General features: G+C 57.8%; 18 protein-coding genes. 4 read left to right on the forward strand and 14 right to left on the reverse strand.

What is annotated here, in order from left to right; all coding sequences use genetic code 11:
- Positions 1-68: 68 nt before the first annotated feature.
- A complete protein-coding gene (gene murJ, locus AB5Y59_RS09275) occupies positions 69-1,631 on the reverse strand; it encodes a murein biosynthesis integral membrane protein MurJ (protein WP_029313784.1) in 1,563 nt (520 codons plus the stop codon).
- A gap of 191 nt (positions 1,632-1,822) precedes the next feature.
- On the opposite strand from murJ, the gene rpsT reads away from it, so the two are divergent.
- Positions 1,823-2,086: a 30S ribosomal protein S20 gene (rpsT, locus tag AB5Y59_RS09280; RefSeq protein WP_005308808.1), complete on the forward strand. Its 264-nt coding sequence runs from the start codon at positions 1,823-1,825 to the stop codon at positions 2,084-2,086.
- A gap of 48 nt (positions 2,087-2,134) precedes the next feature.
- Here the strand turns inward: rpsT and AB5Y59_RS09285 are convergent, their stop codons facing one another.
- The 8 genes from AB5Y59_RS09285 to rppH all read right to left on the reverse strand — a co-directional run bounded on the left by AB5Y59_RS09285 (position 2,135) and on the right by rppH (position 9,780).
- A complete protein-coding gene (locus tag AB5Y59_RS09285; protein WP_042878863.1) occupies positions 2,135-2,437 on the reverse strand; it encodes a metalloregulator ArsR/SmtB family transcription factor in 303 nt (100 codons plus the stop codon).
- A 48-nt stretch (positions 2,438-2,485) separates the two neighbouring features.
- A complete protein-coding gene (gene nhaR / locus AB5Y59_RS09290; RefSeq protein WP_010673095.1) occupies positions 2,486-3,418 on the reverse strand; it encodes a transcriptional activator NhaR in 933 nt (310 codons plus the stop codon).
- On the reverse strand, positions 3,405-3,785 hold the full coding sequence (locus tag AB5Y59_RS09295) for a hypothetical protein (RefSeq protein ID WP_175429470.1): 381 nt from the start codon (positions 3,783-3,785) through the stop codon (positions 3,405-3,407). Before AB5Y59_RS09295 ends, nhaR begins: the two co-directional genes overlap by 14 nt.
- A gap of 20 nt (positions 3,786-3,805) precedes the next feature.
- On the reverse strand, positions 3,806-4,996 hold the full coding sequence (nhaA, locus tag AB5Y59_RS09300; protein ID WP_104455241.1) for a Na+/H+ antiporter NhaA: 1,191 nt from the start codon (positions 4,994-4,996) through the stop codon (positions 3,806-3,808).
- A 278-nt stretch (positions 4,997-5,274) separates the two neighbouring features.
- A complete protein-coding gene (thyA, locus tag AB5Y59_RS09305; RefSeq protein WP_039039983.1) occupies positions 5,275-6,069 on the reverse strand; it encodes a thymidylate synthase in 795 nt (264 codons plus the stop codon).
- On the reverse strand, positions 6,069-6,893 hold the full coding sequence (gene lgt, locus AB5Y59_RS09310) for a prolipoprotein diacylglyceryl transferase (protein ID WP_043153049.1): 825 nt from the start codon (positions 6,891-6,893) through the stop codon (positions 6,069-6,071). The genes thyA and lgt overlap by 1 nt, the downstream gene beginning before the upstream one ends.
- A gap of 66 nt (positions 6,894-6,959) precedes the next feature.
- Positions 6,960-9,239, reverse strand: coding sequence for a phosphoenolpyruvate--protein phosphotransferase (gene ptsP, locus AB5Y59_RS09315; RefSeq protein WP_368211872.1), 2,280 nt, complete (start codon positions 9,237-9,239; stop codon positions 6,960-6,962).
- Between the two features lie 13 nt (positions 9,240-9,252).
- Positions 9,253-9,780 (reverse strand): RNA pyrophosphohydrolase, encoded by a 528-nt coding sequence (gene rppH, locus AB5Y59_RS09320; protein WP_010673089.1) that lies wholly within the window; start codon positions 9,778-9,780, stop codon positions 9,253-9,255.
- 731 nt (positions 9,781-10,511) lie between these two features.
- Here rppH and mutH point away from each other — a divergent pair.
- Both mutH and AB5Y59_RS09330 read left to right on the forward strand, forming a co-directional pair.
- On the forward strand, positions 10,512-11,186 hold the full coding sequence (mutH, locus tag AB5Y59_RS09325; RefSeq protein ID WP_113069602.1) for a DNA mismatch repair endonuclease MutH: 675 nt from the start codon (positions 10,512-10,514) through the stop codon (positions 11,184-11,186).
- 83 nt (positions 11,187-11,269) lie between these two features.
- Positions 11,270-11,599 (forward strand): isoamylase early set domain-containing protein, encoded by a 330-nt coding sequence (locus AB5Y59_RS09330; RefSeq protein ID WP_103260846.1) that lies wholly within the window; start codon positions 11,270-11,272, stop codon positions 11,597-11,599.
- Between the two features lie 102 nt (positions 11,600-11,701).
- On the opposite strand, the gene rplS is transcribed toward AB5Y59_RS09330, so the two are convergent.
- The 5 genes from rplS to ffh all read right to left on the reverse strand — a co-directional run bounded on the left by rplS (position 11,702) and on the right by ffh (position 15,219).
- A complete protein-coding gene (gene rplS, locus AB5Y59_RS09335; RefSeq protein WP_005313505.1) occupies positions 11,702-12,049 on the reverse strand; it encodes a 50S ribosomal protein L19 in 348 nt (115 codons plus the stop codon).
- A gap of 32 nt (positions 12,050-12,081) precedes the next feature.
- Positions 12,082-12,831, reverse strand: a complete 750-nt coding sequence (gene trmD, locus AB5Y59_RS09340; protein ID WP_010673086.1) for a tRNA (guanosine(37)-N1)-methyltransferase TrmD — start codon at positions 12,829-12,831, stop codon at positions 12,082-12,084.
- A gap of 34 nt (positions 12,832-12,865) precedes the next feature.
- Positions 12,866-13,387 (reverse strand): ribosome maturation factor RimM, encoded by a 522-nt coding sequence (gene rimM / locus AB5Y59_RS09345; protein ID WP_039039979.1) that lies wholly within the window; start codon positions 13,385-13,387, stop codon positions 12,866-12,868.
- A 24-nt stretch (positions 13,388-13,411) separates the two neighbouring features.
- Positions 13,412-13,660 (reverse strand): 30S ribosomal protein S16, encoded by a 249-nt coding sequence (gene rpsP, locus AB5Y59_RS09350; protein ID WP_010673084.1) that lies wholly within the window; start codon positions 13,658-13,660, stop codon positions 13,412-13,414.
- Between the two features lie 179 nt (positions 13,661-13,839).
- Positions 13,840-15,219: a signal recognition particle protein gene (ffh, locus tag AB5Y59_RS09355; RefSeq protein ID WP_010673083.1), complete on the reverse strand. Its 1,380-nt coding sequence runs from the start codon at positions 15,217-15,219 to the stop codon at positions 13,840-13,842.
- 285 nt (positions 15,220-15,504) lie between these two features.
- Here ffh and ccsA point away from each other — a divergent pair, with 285 nt between their 5' ends.
- Positions 15,505-16,296, forward strand: coding sequence for an inner membrane protein YpjD (ccsA, locus tag AB5Y59_RS09360; RefSeq protein ID WP_039040017.1), 792 nt, complete (start codon positions 15,505-15,507; stop codon positions 16,294-16,296).
- Positions 16,297-16,325 lie beyond the last annotated feature (29 nt).

Here is a 16,325-nt window from a genome sequence, read left to right on the forward strand (position 1 = left end):
GCCAACCCGACAGCCCCTGAGACCGCCCCCATCGACCCTGTACTGTCCCCTCCCTTGCAGCTGGCTCCTTATTGCTGACCGGCTCTCAGGTGCCGTGGCCGGATCCCCAATGCCAAGAGGACAATGCCATACAGCGCTCCGCCCAGGCAGAGCAGCAGGGTCAACTCCAGGCTGGCCTTGCCCATGCTCCAGGCCCCCCATTGGGCGAGATCCGGTGACAGATAGGCCAGAAGCCCCCCCATCAAGACCGTTGCCGCCAAGAGCTTGAGGCAGAACAGCCCGGTGTTGCGGGAAGGGCGATAAACATCCTGCTGATAGAGCCCCTTGAACAGCAGTACGGCGTTCAGGGTGCCGGAGCAGGCGGTGGCGAGAGCCAGCCCCACGTAGCCGAGCGGATAGATGAAGATGAGGTTGCACACCATGTTGGCAACCATGGCCATGATGCCGATACGCACCGGCGTCCTGGTATCCTGGCGGGCGTAATAACCGGGGGCCAGCACCTTGATGAGCATCAAGGAGAGCAGCCCCGTGGTGGAGGCCAGCAGGCTGGCACTCGACATGCTCACCTCGTGCAGACCAAACTCACCGCGCATGAAAAGCACCCGCAGTATGGGCTCGCGCAGCACGGCGATACCGACCATGGCTGGCAAGCCGAGCAGCATCACCATGCGTACTCCCCAATCCATGGTGCGAGAGAAATCCGCCGGATCCGCATCCACGTGTTTCCTGGCCAGGGCAGGCAGGATCACCGTGCTGATGGCCACCGCAAAGAGGCCGAGGGGGAACTCCAGCAACCTGTCAGAGTAGTAGAGATAGCTGATGGCGCCGGTGGCCAGAAACGAGGCCAGCATGGTGTTGATCAGCAGGTTGATCTGGCTGACCGACACGCCGAACAGGGCCGGGATCATCAGGGTACGGATCTTCACGACCCCGGGATGGTGCCAACCCCACTTGGGCCAGACCAGCATGTTGAGCTGGCGCAGAAAAGGATACTGGAACAAAAACTGGACCAGACCGCCGAGAAAGACACCGATCGCCAGGGAGATCTCGGGGCGCTCCATCAAGGGCGCGATCCACCAGGCCGCCGCAATCATGGTGATGTTGAGGAATACCGGCGTGAAGGAGGACACGGCAAAACGGCCAAAGGTATTGAGAATAGCCCCCGCCATGGCGGTGAAGGTGATGAACCAGAGGTAGGGGAAGGTGATCTTGAGCATCAGACTGGCCAGCTCGAACTTCTCCGCCGCCGGTCCGCCATGCAGCCAATCCCAGAACCAGCCCCAGCCAAAGAGAGCCGTCAGGACACCGGAACCCAGCACCCCGAGCAGGGTGACCACGGTGACGATGCCACCCAGGGTGCCCGCCACCGCTGCTAGCAGCTCCCGAACCGCCTGCTCGTCACCATTTTTCTTGTACTCCGTCATCACGGGCACGAAGGCCTGGTTGAATGCCCCTTCGGCAAAGAGCCGGCGCAAGAAGTTGGGAATGCGATTGGCGAAGAAGAAGACGTCTGCGGCCACCCCGGCACCGAGCAAATTGGCGATGACCACATCGCGCACCAAGCCCATCACACGGGATGCCAGCGTCATTCCGGACACTATCATGCCGGATTTGATCAATTTCTTACTCAAGACGAGGCCTCTGGAACTGTCGGAAAGAAAAGAATGCTGTTAGAATCGGCCGACAGTTTAACCGTCTCCCATCTGACACACCACCGGGGGGCGGTGTTTATTTGCACAAATCATTTGACAATATGTGGTTGGGAAGGCATATTTCCGGGCCTTTTCAATACACTCGCTAAGACAGTTTTAGGAGTTTTACCTTGGCTAACATCAAATCTGCTAAGAAGCGTGCTCTTCAGTCAGAGAAACGTCGTCAGCACAACGCCAGCCGTCGTTCCATGACCCGTACCTACCTGAAGAAAGTGATCGCTGCCATCGCCTCTGGTGACAAGGCTGCTGCCACTGCCGCTTTCGCTGTTGCTCAGCCGATCATGGATCGTATGGCGACCAAAGGCCTGATCCACAAGAACAAAGCTGCTCGTCACAAGAGCCGCCTGTCTGCCCAGATCAAAGCCATGGCTTAATCAGCATCCGCTGATGAAAGCTGAAAAAACCGGCCTAGTGCCGGTTTTTTATTTGGGGTCGCTACAGTACAGTCTGTGCAACAATCCGATCATCTCGCGCACCTCATGGCTGCGCAGGGAGTAATAGACCGTCTGGGCTTCCTTCCTCGTCGCCACCAGCTCATCCCGACGCAACACCGCCAGATGCTGCGACATGGCTGACTGGCTCAATCCCAAGACCTCGTTCAGCTCGCCGACCGACAGCTCCCTATCCAGTAACTGGCACAAGATAAACAGCCGTCGCTCATTGGCCAATGCCTTGAGCAGGGTGACGGCACGCCCGGCATTCGCTTCCATCTCTTCCAATCGCATCTCACCCTCCTCTTCCAAGACTGGCATCATAGCGCCGTCACCCTCGATTTAAAACGAGAGGCTTGCCGGCTGAATGGCCGTGAAATCCTCCTGCCCCGCAAAGAGGAAGGAGAAATCACTCTCGCATACTCGCTTGACCGCAGGATGTTGGATCATCCGCTCGGCAAAGATGACGTAATACTCCTCCATCAGATCCTGGGTTTCACCCAGCAGCATCACCTCCTCCCCCTCCAGGATCTCCTCCCGATAAATGGTCGGTGCCATGAAGATGCCCTGGTTGAAGAAGCCGAACGCCTTCATCAGCGCCGCATCATCGAATTCTCCCAGAATACTGGGGGAAATCCCCTGCTGCTCGAACCACTGGGTCAGTTGACGACCCATGGCGGTACGGCGGCCCGGGATGAGCAGCTTGCGCTCTTCCAGGCAAGCAGGGAAAGGCTGGGAGGGCAGAGGCGCCTTGCAGAAGAAACTGACGCCGCATCCCCCCAGGCGCTTGGACAGCAACCCGGCATGCTGGCTGGAGTCCACCGGGCAATCAGAGAGGATCATGTCGAGCTTGTGCTCGCTCAACTGCTCCAGGAGCAGTTCATGGGTCGACTCGAAGCAGCGCAGGTGAATGGAACCGTCATTGGGGATCACGGAGAGCAGTACCCGGCTGGCGAGACGCTTGGAGAGAGCGTCGGCGATGCCCACATCGAACAGGATCTGGCTCTCCTTGCGGTAGTTGACGATATCCAGCATCTCGTAGGAGAGGCTGAACATCTTGTCCGCATAGCGAAACACCAGTTGGCCAAGCTCGGTGGCCTCAAGGGAGCGTCCCTTTCTGATCAGCAACTTGCCGCCAAGACGCTGTTCGAGCAGCTTGATCTGACCGGTCACGGTCTGCGGAGTCAAAAAGAGGGCTTCCGCCGCCTGCGTGACGGAGCCCTTCTTCTGAGTCATCCAAAAATAGTAGAGATGGTTGTAGTTAAGGTGTGACATCCGATGGGGTTCCCGCGCCAGGCGGGCTCCGGTAGCAGCTGAGTTCAACCGCCAGAATGTCATACATGTCGCTGATCGAGTCAACCTTGTTCGCGTCGAACTGTGCCTGCAGATGGGCCTTGAGACGACCGGCATCCGGCATTCGCTCGGTACAATAGCGCTTGTTGGACAGCTTGACTCGCTCGCCGGCACGACTGCTCAGTGCCCGTTCGGCGAAGGTCTCTCCGAACCGGGCTTTTACCTGAGAGTCTCCCAGCATGAGTGCGCTGTCGACCACCCCGTTGAGATAGGCAGAACAACTTGCCGAGGTGGCATCCCGCTGACAATCGGCCAGACTATCTGCCCAGAGTGCGGGGCTCGCCAGCATGACTAACCATCCTAGTTTTCTCATAACCCCTCCGTACTTTGATTCGCCTCCCGATTGGGCAGCGATATCCGCAGGGCGATGTAACCGATCACGGCCGCGAGTGTGGAACCTGCCAGGATCCCGAGGCGCGAGTAGCTGCCGTAGTCCAGTCCGCCATGCTCGAATGCCAGCGATGCGATAAACATCGACATGGTGAAGCCGATGCCACACAGGATGCTGACGGCAAAGATCTGTCTGAAGTTCACTCCTTGCGGCAATTGGGCAATGCCTGATTTCACAGCCAGCCAGCTGATGGTGAAAATCCCGAGCGGCTTGCCGACGAAGAGCCCCAGGATGATCCCCATGGGGAGCGGATTGAGCAGAGCCGAGAAGTTGATCCCCTCCAGCGATACCCCGGCGTTGGCGAAAGCGAACAGCGGCAGGATCAGGAAGGCGCTCCAGGGGTGCAGCCCATGCTCCAGATGCTTGAGTGGCGATGCGTAACGCTTGCCGTTGAGGGGGATCATGAAGCCCACGATGACCCCCGCCAGGGTCGCATGGACACCGGACTTGAGCACGGCAACCCAGAGCACCAGGCCCACCAGCATATAGAGTCCAATCCTGTCCTCACCACGGCGATTCATCCAGAGCAAGGTCAGAGTGGCCACCACACCTATCGCCAGCGCAGTCAGCGACAGTTGCTGGGTGTAGAAGAGGGCAATGATGATGATGACCCCCAGATCGTCCATGATAGCCAGCGCCAGCAAGAAGACCTTGAGGCTGGTCGGTACCCGCTTGCCCAGCAGCGCCATGACCCCGAGAGCGAAGGCGATGTCGGTTGCGGCCGGAATCGCCCAACCAGCACGGGTCGCCTCATCCCCGTAGTTGAAGAAGCTATAGATGAGGGCCGGTGCCAACATGCCCCCCACGGCAGCAATGGCCGGGAAGGTTGCCTGCACCCGGGAGGAAAGCGCCCCCTCCAGCATCTCTCGCTTCACCTCGAGACCCACCAGCAGGAAGAAGATCGCCATGAAGCCATCGTTGATCCAGAGCAGCAGCGGCTTGTTGATGTCGAGGGCCGCGATGCGAACCTGTACCTCGGTATTGAGGAAGCTCTGATAATGTTGCGCCAGTGCCGAATTGGCCAGGCCGATGGCAAGCAGGGCGGCCAGGATCAGAATGATCCCGGAAGCAGACTCCAGTTTGAGAAAACGCTTGAATACATCGCTCATATCTAACTACCCATAAGATTCCATTTTTTCAGTCTAGGGCCCGAGTAGCTCAATGAAAAATCGTTTCTAACGGCCGATAAAAACGGAAAAACCGAAAGCAAAACAGATAATGCCTGCTATAAGCCGGTTACTACCCTCTTTCAAGAGCCTTCTCTCCACCCGGAACATCGCATATAAATTCACATAAAATGCAAAAGGCGCCCGCAGGCGCCTCTAACAGCTGAGTGTCAATTCATCGTCACCTGAGAGGCGGGACTCGCCCCAGGCTCATTACTTACTCAAATAGCGACAGGCGCCTTGATCCCAGGATGGGGATCATAGCCCTGGATCTCGAAATCCTCGAATCTGTAATCGAAGATGGAGTCAGGTTTGCGCTTGATCACCAGTTGCGGCAAAGGGCGCGGTTCACGGGTGAGTTGCAGTGCGGTCTGCTCCATGTGGTTGGAATAGAGGTGCACATCACCACCGGTCCAGACAAAGTCCCCCACTTCCAGATCGCACTGCTGCGCCATCATGTGGGTCAGCAGCGCATAGCTGGCAATGTTGAACGGCAGGCCAAGGAAAACATCACAACTGCGCTGGTAGAGCTGGCAGGAGAGCTTGCCATCCGCCACATAGAACTGGAAGAAGGCGTGGCAGGGTGCCAACGCCATCTTGTCCAGCTCGCCCACGTTCCAGGCGGAGACGATGATGCGGCGGGAATCCGGGTTGTGCTTGATGTCATCCACCGCTTTCTGGATCTGGTCGATGACAGATCCATCGGCCGCTGGCCAGGAGCGCCACTGGGCACCATAGACAGGCCCCAGATCACCGTGCTCGTCGGCCCACTCATCCCAGATGCTGACACCGTGCTCTTTCAGATAGGCGGTGTTGGTATCGCCATTGAGGAACCAGAGCAGCTCATGAATGATGGAGCGCAGGTGGCACTTCTTGGTGGTCACCAGCGGGAATCCTTCCGCCAGATTGAAGCGCATCTGATGACCGAACAGGGAGACGGTCCCGGTGCCGGTGCGATCGGATTTGACGGTCCCTTCATCCAGAATTTTCTGCATCAGGTCGAGATAGGCACGCATTACTTCGCCTCCTTCGGTGCATTGCCGAACAGACGGGGCTGCTTGTAGGCGGCCCAGACCATGAGCCCCCCCGCCACTATCATCGGGGTAGAAAGGATCTGACCCATGCTGATCTCATTGAAGTAGAGACCCAGCTGGCTGTCTGGTTGACGAACAAACTCCACCAGGAAGCGGAACAGACCGTAGAACAGCAGGAACATCCCGGAAATGGCGCCACGGGGTGGGTGCTTGCGCCAGAACAGGTTCAGGATGATGAAGAGCACCACCCCTTCCAGCGCGAACTGGTAAAGCTGGGACGGGTGACGCGGCTCGGGCCCAGCCTCGGGGAAGATGATGGCCCAGGGGACATCGGTGACCCGACCCCACAACTCGCCGTTCATGAAGTTGCCGATGCGGCCAACACCGAGGCCGAACGGAATGAGCGGCGCCACGAAATCCGCCACGGTGAAGAAGTGGCGCTGGGTTTTGTGGGCAAACCAGATCATGGCGGTGATCACCCCGATGAGGCCACCGTGGAACGACATGCCACCGGTCCATATCTTGAACAGATAGGTCGGGTCGGCAAGGAAGAGATCGAAGTTGTAGAACAGCACATAGCCGATACGGCCACCCAGGATCACCCCGAGGAAGCCATAAAACAGCAGGTCGGATACCTCGTTGCGGGTCCAGCCGCTGTTGGGTGCATCGGCACGGCGACCTGCCAGCCACATGGCGAAGGCAAAACCGAACAGGTACATGAGACCATACCAGCGTACCGATAATGGTCCCAAACTGAATGCTACGGGATCAATCTGCGAGAAAACCCAATATCCGTCGTGCTGCATAGGCGGCCCCAATCATAAGAAAAGCCGCATTCTCCTATCATTCTTACGCAGTAACAAGACGGAATATCAATCGGGCAGCCTGACCTTGTGCCCAGCCCGCAGTAAGCCTCCCAGACCGTGCTCTTCCAGATAGCGGGCAAACAGGCCGCGCAGAACGTGAGGATTGTCATGCTTGAGACCATCCGCCATCAGCGTCTTCAACTCACCAAGGTCGGATTGCCGCAGCACGTATTTGATACGGGAGATGTTGTGGGTATTCATGCTGAAACGGCGATAGCCCATGGCCAAGAGCAGCAGCACTCCGACCGGATCGCCAGCCAGCTCGCCACAGACAGAGACCGGCTTGTGATAGCGCCGGGAGGCATCGACCAGCAGTTGCAAAGCGCGGATCACCGCGGGATGGAAGGCATCGTAGATGCTGGCGACACGGGCATTGTTGCGATCCACCGCCAGCAGGTACTGGGTCAGGTCGTTGCTGCCCACCGACCAGAAGTCGATGAGCGGCGCCATCTCCGGCAGGATGTACAGCGCGGAGGGGACTTCGATCATCACCCCGAGACTGGGGTAGCGGATCGCCGCATCGCGGCTGGCCGCTTCTTCCGACACCTCGCGCCACGCCTGATCCAGCAGACGACGGGAGGCCTTGATTTCACTGACGCTGCTGATCATCGGCAGCATGATGGCCAGATTGTCCAGCCCTTCGCTGGCCCGCAACATGGCCTTGAGCTGCACCAGGAAGAGTTCGGGGTGATCTAGGGTGAGCCGGATCCCCCGCCAACCAAGGAAGGGATTTTCCTCCACGATGGGGAAATAGGGCAGTTGCTTGTCCCCCCCCACGTCCAGAGTCCGCATGCAAACCGGGCGATCCCGATAGGTTTCCAGGATCCCGCGATAGCGGGCAGTCTGCTCCCACTCCGAAGGGAAGCTGTCCTGCAGCATGAAGGGGATCTCGGTGCGATAGAGCCCGACCCCGTCCGCCAGATGATTGAGGGAGATCTCGGTATCCGCACTCAGCCCTGCGTTGAGCAGCAGAGAGACCTTGGTGCCGTCGGCGGTCTCGGAGGGCTGGTTGTCGACGCTGCGCACCAGGGTGTCGAGTGCCCGCTCCTCACTCAGCAGTTGCCGGTACTCGGTCAGGATCACCTGGTTGGGTTCGATGAAGAGATCGCCGCTGTAGCCATCGATGACCAGGGTGCGCCCGCCTATGTCACCGAGGGGCAGATCCACCCCCATGATGGCCGCCACCCCCATGGCACGGGCCAGGATGGCGGCATGGGAGTTGGTCCCGCCCTTGAGCGACACCACACCGCTCAGAAATTCCCTCGGGATCTCCGCAAGGATGGTGGCCGTCACTTCATCGGCGACCAGCACCACGGGTTCGCCGATGGTGAGCTGCTCGGGTTCGTCCTGAACCAGCCGGCTGATGAGCCGCTGGGCGATGTCTTTCACATCGGTGGAGCGCTCCCGCAGATAGGGATCTTTCATCCCCTTGAACTGCTCTATCAGCCGATCGCTGATGAGTTTGACCGCCGAGATCGCCGTCCAGTGTTCCTTGCTGACCTTGTTGCGGATGGGCTTGATGTAGCCGGGATCGTTCAACAGGTGCAGATAGATGTCGAAGATGGCGACCGAGTCCTGGCTGTAGCTCTCGCGAAAGCGCAGTGCCAGGCTCTCCAGATCATGGCGCACTTCCTCCACCGCCAGCTCGAGACGGGCAAGCTGCTTGGCATGATCCTCGTCCTTGCGCGGCGTGATGGTATTGAGCGCCTTGCGCGGACGCCACACCCAGGCCTTGGCGATGGCGATGCCACTCGCCCCGGCAATACCGCGCAGCGGCTTGCTCCAGTCGGTCTTCTGCAGCCACCCCTTGGCCTGGGCCTGGGCGATGCGGGCAGCCAGCTGAGCCGCCAGGGTGACCATGAAGGACTCCTCCCCCTCATCGAAGAGGCGGCTCTCGTTCTGCTGCACGACCAGAATCCCCACCACCTGACGCTGATGCATGATGGGAGCGCCGAGAAAGGAGCGAAACGCCTCTTCCGCCACATCGGGCAGGAACTTGAAACTGGGGTGAGAGGGGGCATCGGCAAGGTTGATCAGCTCTTCACGCTGACCCACCAGGCCGACGATACCCTGCTCGAACGGCAGGGTGGCCTTGCCAACGGCCGATTCGGCCAGACCATCGGTCGCAGCCAGTCGATAGCGGCGCATGTCCGGCTCGGCCACATAGACGGAGCAGCAGTCCACCGTCATGGCGAGCCGGGTCTGGCTCACCAATGCTTGCAAGGCCTGTTCGAGGGTGTTGGCCTCGGCCATGCTTTCCACGATGCGTCTGAGTTCCGTCAGCAACTAGTTGTGCTCCTTAACGCGAGCGGTTGCGCCGCCCATCTTTTCGGTTAGCCTGCACCACGGGGACTGGCATGGCCAGCGGGGCAAACTCCTTCATCACCCGGCGGTAAACCTCCCGCTTGAAGGAGACGACCTGACGAACCGGGTACCAGAAGCTGACCCAACGCCAATCATCAAATTCCGGGTGACCATGACAGCCAAACTGGATCCTGGACTCTTTGCCAGGATCGAGCTGCAACAAAAACCATTTCTGCTTCTGGCCAATACAGACCGGTGAACTGTCCCAGCGGACGAGTCGTTTGGGTAAGCGATACTTCAGCCAGTTGCGACTGGTCGCCAGTATGGTCACATCGTCCTGCTTGAGGCCTATCTCCTCATACAGCTCACGATACATGGCCTGTTCCGGCGATTCACCATCATCAACCCCCCCCTGCGGAAACTGCCAGGAGTGCTGCCCATAGCGCTTAGCCCACAATACTTGTCCGTCACGGTTACAGATCACGATGCCGACATTGGGACGAAATCCGTCACCATCTATCACGTGATCACCTTATAAAGGCTGAATCTATAACGAGATTGTTCCACATTCACCCCGTGGCGGCAAACAGGGACTGTCATCTTCCATTCATGAATAACTTGGCATTTCAAGCAAAGTTATAAACAAATTGAAGGTTCATGCTAGGCAAGTTGCCCACCCAGACTGTGCATAAACCTGTGATCAAGCAGGTATATACAGTAGTTTTATACTGTGGCATTGCACGGAAGCATATCATACCCGATTCACTCAAAAACAAAATATACATTTAAATACATAAGGTTATAGTTTAATTGCTGGATCAAGATCCATGTCTTTTGCCTAAGAGGATCCAGCCTGTCAATTGTGAACAAGTTCGACTGCTCAAAGATCCACCAAGACGGATTTATCCACAGATATGGCGCATTATCTGCACCGAAATGGCGCTGAAAATCGGCGTACTCTCACATTTATTTCTGGTGCCACGCTTCCTTTCACCACTTTACGCCAGTTATCCAAGATTTCTGTGGATAACTGTGTGCAACAGCTCGCACAAACCCTTGGACAACTCGTTTATGCGGGGATCCGGCGGGCCAACATACTGGATAAATAAAGTAAAACCCTTTAAAATCATTTAGATATGTTGAATTCTGTCACCCATGTCTCCCTGTGTATAGCCGGGCGAGGATCGGTTATAAAATCAGCGATACCATGCAAGGATCCGTATTGCGATGTCTATTATCTCCAGAGGAGCCCTCATGCCCGCCAATCCCCAGTCAGAACAAGAGCTGCTCAGTCGAGCCTACGCCATGGCTGGCTTCACTCTGGCCCAGCTTGCCGCAACGGCGGGCATCCCCGTACCGCGGGATCTCAGACGTGACAAGGGCTGGACAGGGCAGTTGATCGAGTGGCAGCTGGGGGCCAGTGCAGGTAGCCGTCCCGAGCAGGATTTTCCGGATCTCGGTATCGAGCTCAAGACGATCCCTATCGATCCTCAAGGGCGCCCGCTGGAAACCACCTTTGTCTGCGTGGCCCCCCTCATCGGGGTCAGCGGCCAGCGCTGGGAGGAGTCGAACGTGCGCAACAAGCTGTCGCGGGTGCTCTGGATCCCGGTGGAAGGCAGCCGCGACATCCCTGTCGGCGACCGTCGCGTCGGCATGCCGCTGCTATGGAGCCCGAATGAAGAGGAAGAAGGACTGCTGCGACAGGACTGGGAAGAGCTGATGGACATGATAGTGCTGGGGGAAGTGGAGCAGATCAGCGCCCGCCACGGCCAAGTATTGCAGCTGCGCCCCAAGGCGGCCAACAGCAAGGCGCTGACCCGCGCTATCGGCCGCAATGGCCAACCCATCATGACGCTACCACGGGGCTTCTACCTCAAGATCGAGTTCACCCATCAACTCCTGCAGCGCCATTTTGCCCTCCCCCTTTGATCCTGTTTATCAACATCCTTGTCATAAAGTGATATAAAAATAACCAGCGCTACTTTCTTCGCAGCCAGTGACAAGGAGTCCATATGCCGATCAACAAGCAATTCCTCAAATCCCGTCCCGAGGTAAAGGTGACCTTTGCCGTCGAAAAGGAGGCCGCCGGTGATGCCGAGCAGGTCTTGCTGCTGGGTGAATTCAGCCAGTGGCAGCCCATTGAACTGAAGAGGATGAAAAACGGGGAGTTCAAGGCGACACTCAACCTGCCGACCGATGGCCCCAGCCATTTCGAGTATTGCTATCAGCTAGTGCAACCCGATGGTGAAACTCTTTATGACAACGACTGGGAGGCGGACGACTACGTGCCTGGCCCCTTCGGGCGTGACAACTCTGTGGTGCGGGTCAGCCAGCCCAGTTGAGCCAATACCCCGCACACGGATACAAAAAAGGCTCGCCATTGGCGAGCCTTTTCACTACCTGTCGAGCTTTTCGCCGACATACCGACACCAATTCGAATCGAATTAGTTGAGCTTCTCTTTGATACGAGCAGCTTTGCCGGACAGGTTGCGCAGGTAGTACAGTTTGGCGCGGCGAACATCACCACGACGCTTCAGTTCTACACTGTGGATCAGCGGAGAGTGAGTCTGGAATACACGCTCAACACCTTCGCCGTTGGAGATCTTGCGAACGGTGAAAGCAGAGTGCAGACCGCGGTTACGCTTGGCAATCACGATGCCTTCGAAAGCCTGCAGACGCTCTTTACCACCTTCTTTAACACGAACTTGAACACGTACGGTGTCGCCCTGGGCAAAAGCCGGGATGTCGGTACGCAGTTGCTCTTGTTCAAGCTGCTGAATAATCTTGCTCATTGTCTTTCCTTACCTAGGATAAACTGAAAACTCTACTTAACGCTGTCACGCACTTCGCGGACATACTCGGCAAGAAGTGATTCTTGCTCGTCAGTCAGAGCTAGGTTGTTAATAAGTTCCGGCCTTCTTTGCCAGGTTCGTCCGAGCGATTGCTTGAGTCGCCAGCGCCGAATCACTTCGTGATTGCCGCTTGTCAGCGCCTCGGGCACCGTCAGCCCATCCAACACCTCCGGCCGAGTATAGTGGGGATGATCCAGCAGCCCATCCGTGAAGGAGTCCTGCTCGGCACTGGCCTGATCACCCAAGACCCCCGGGACCAGACGCGAAACCGCATCGATCAGGGTCATGGCAGGCAACTCGCCACCACTTAACACGTAATCCCCGATAGACCACTCTTCGTCGACTTCGGTTTGTATCACGCGCTCATCGATACCTTCGTATCGACCGGCGACCAGAATCAGTTTCTGATTCGTCGCCAACTCGGTCACGCCCGCTTGAGTCAGCTTGCGTCCCTGAGGAGAGAGATAGATGACTTTCGCCCCGTCTCCCGCCGCTTGCTTGGCTGCATGAATGGCATCACGCAGCGGCTGAACCATCATCAACATGCCGGGCCCACCACCATAAGGACGATCATCGACCGTACGGTGTTTGTCGTGGGTGAAGTCCCGAGGGTTCCAGCACTCAATCTGCAGCAGGCCACTCTTGACGGCCCGACCCGTTACCCCGTGCTCGGTAATGGCTCGGAACATTTCCGGGAAGAGGCTAATGACCCCAATCCACATAAGAAACCTCCGGCACCCGTGTTAGCGCGGGAAACTAGAAACCAGGATCCCAATCAACTTCGATTGTTCGAGCAGTCAGATCAATATTCTTGATCACCTGCTCTTCCAGGAACGGTATCAACCGCTCCTTTGCACCAAAGGCATCTTTTACATTGGCCTCAACCACCAACACATCGTTGGAGCCGGTTTCCATCAATTCGGTCACCTTGCCCAGGTCGTATCCCTTGGTGGTTACCACGGTGCAACCAATGAGGTCACGCCAGTAGAACTCCCCTTCGGGCAACGCAGGCAACAGATCGGCGGGGACGCCAATCTCGACGTTGGTCAATGCCAGGGCATCCTCACGCACATCGATACCATCGAGTTTGCAGATCAGACCCTTGTTGTGACGCTTCCAGGATGACACCCGGATTTCACGCCACGCCCCGTTCTGATTGATCAGCCAGGGGTTGTAATCGAAAATCGCTTCGGCAACATCGGTGAAGGAGTTCACTTTAAGCCAGCCCTTGATCCCGTAAACGGTCCCCAGGGTGCCCAGAACTACAGGTTTTTCCACCTTAACTCCCTACCGTTTGGCTGATTAAGCAGCTTTGGCAGCGTCTTTGATCAGCTTGGCAACGCGGTCAGAAACAGCGGCACCAGTAGCAACCCAATGCTCGATACGAGCCAGGTCCAGGTTCAGCTTTTCAGCGTTACCAGCAGCAACCGGGTTGAAGAAACCGACGCGCTCGATGAAACGACCGTCACGGGCGTTACGGCTGTCAGCAACTACTACCTGGTAGAACGGACGCTTTTTCGCGCCACCACGTTGTAAACGAATGGTTACCATATCGTCCTCATAAACATCTAATGAACAAGGCCTGCAAATACGCAGACCCTAGCTTAAAATAAGCCGCGTAATTCTACTTGGATTCGTAATAATTGCAACCAAGCCAGCTATTTTTTGCGCAGGGATTGGCATGAAAAAGGCTCACCAGGGTGAGCCTTTCTGCCTGACCAGCAGGAAAATCAGAACGGACCGCGACCGCCACCACCGAATCCGGGGGGCAGCATGTTCTTCATCTGGCCCATCATCTTGCGCATGCCGCCCTTGCCGGACATCTTCTTCATCATGCGCTGCATCTCGGTGAACTGCTTGAGCAGCTTGTTCACGTCCTGGACCTGCATGCCGGAGCCCGCAGCGATGCGGCGCTTGCGGGAGCCCTTGATGAGATCGGGATGGGCACGCTCTTTCGGCGTCATGGAGCTGATGATGGCCTCCATCCGCACGGTGAGCTTGTCATCCATCTGATCCTTGATGTTGTCCGGCAGGCCGGACATGCCGGGCAGCTTGTCGAGCATCCCCATCATGCCGCCCATGTTGCGCATCTGGGCCAGCTGCTCGCGGAAGTCTTCCAGGTCGAAGCCCTTGCCGCTCTTGACCTTGCTGGCCAGCTTGGCCGCCTTCTCTTTATCGACGTTGCGCTCCACCTCTTCGATGAGAGAGAGCACATCCCCCATGCCGAGGATGCGGGAGGCGAGACGATCCGGATGGAACGGCTCCAGCGCGTCAGTCTTCTCACCCATACCGATGAACTTGACCGGCTTGCCGGTGATGTGACGCACCGACAGTGCGGCACCACCGCGGGCATCACCGTCTGCCTTGGTAAGGATCACACCGGTGAGCGGCAGCGCCTCGTTGAAGGCCTTGGCGGTATTGGCGGCATCCTGACCTGTCATGGCATCCACCACGAACAGGGTTTCGACCGGCTTGATGGTGGCGTGCAGATCCTGGATCTCCGCCATCATTTCGCCATCGACGTGCAGACGACCGGCAGTATCGACGATCACCACGTCATAGAACTTCTTGCGCGCCTGATCGATGGCGGCAGTGGCAATGGCGATCGGTTTCTGGCTGGCATCACTCGGGAAGAAGTCGACACCGATGTCGCCCGCAAGGGTCTCAAGCTGCTTGATCGCCGCCGGACGGTAGACGTCTGCACTGACCACCAGCACCTTTTTCTTGCTGCGCTCCTTGAGCAGTTTGGCCAGTTTGCCGACCGTAGTGGTCTTACCGGCCCCCTGAAGACCTGCCATCAGGATGATGGCCGGCGGCTGGGCAGCCAGGTTGAGCTGTTCGTTGGCCTCCCCCATCACGGTGACCAGTTCGCCATGGACGATCTTGATGAAGGCCTGGCCCGGACTCAGGGATTTGGCCACTTCCTGGCCCACGGCACGTTCCTTGACGCGCGCCACGAAATCGCGCACCACCGGCAGGGCGACGTCCGCCTCGAGCAGCGCCATGCGGACTTCGCGCAGGGTATCCTTGATGTTCTCTTCGGTCAGGCGGCCGCGGCCGCTGACATTGCGCAGGGTGCGCGAGAGTCGTTCAGTCAAATTCTCAAACATGACGCTTTCCGGTTCTTGGCGTGACACTGGGGGCATTATACCCCGGTCAGCACTCTAGGGACGATTACTCGCCGCTTGCCGCGGCGGCCTGCCATCGAACGGGCAGGTCAACAAATGGAGGGCAGTATACCCCAGTCAACGCCGGAGGACGATTATTCGCCGCACGGTGACCATCAACGCCTACTTATATGTGGGCAGTTAGCCTCTGGCACAACTGGCGAGCATATCTTGTGCAAGGTATACTGCCCCTCTTATCCATAAAGCTTGTTTGACAACGACCTGGTTATGATCGTGATCTCTGTTCTGGCCCTGGCGTTTTACCTGCTGGCCATCATCGCCTCACTGCACCTGCTGCTCAGCGCCAAGCCCGTCGGGCAAGTATCGCTGTTCGCCTGTGTCGGCCTGGCCCTGACCGCCCATGGCATGGCGGTGGGCAGCGAAGTGCTGGCCACCCATTCCGGCCAGAATCTCAGCATGTTGAACGTGGCGTCCCTGGTCAGCCTTATCATCAGTTGCTTCATGACCTGCGTCACCCGACGCTTCAACGGCTGGATCCTGCTGCCCGTCGTCTACAGTTTTTCAGCCCTGCTGCTGGCAGCCAGCGCGCTCATTCCCGGGCGCTACATCACCCATCTGGAAGCGCACCCCCAGTTACTACTGCACATAGGCCTCGCGCTGATGGCCTATTCGGTACTGATGATCGCCTGCTTGTTTGCCCTCCAGCTTGCCTGCCTGGACAGGCAACTGAAATCCAGAAAGATCAGCCACTTGCCAGCCATGCCACCCCTGATGACGGTGGAGAAGCGCCTGTTTCAGCTCATTTCCGCAGGTCTGCTGCTGCTGACCCTCTCCATCGCATCCGGCCTGTTCTTCCTGGAAGACATGTTTGCCCAGGGCAAGTCCCACAAGGCCATCCTCTCTATCCTGGCCTGGTGCGTCTACGCTCTGCTGCTCTGGGGCCACCATACCCGTGGCTGGCGCGGCCGCAAGGTCATCATGCTGAGCCTCATCGGCAGCTTCATTCTGACACTGGCCTATTTTGGCAGCCGCTTCGTCAAGGAAGTGCTGCTTAGCTGACACACGCACATTCCCCAACCATCCTTACA

The sequence above is a fragment of the Aeromonas sp. s10 genome, assembly GCF_040907975.1.
GTDB classification, from domain to species: Bacteria; Pseudomonadota; Gammaproteobacteria; order Enterobacterales; family Aeromonadaceae; genus Aeromonas; species Aeromonas caviae.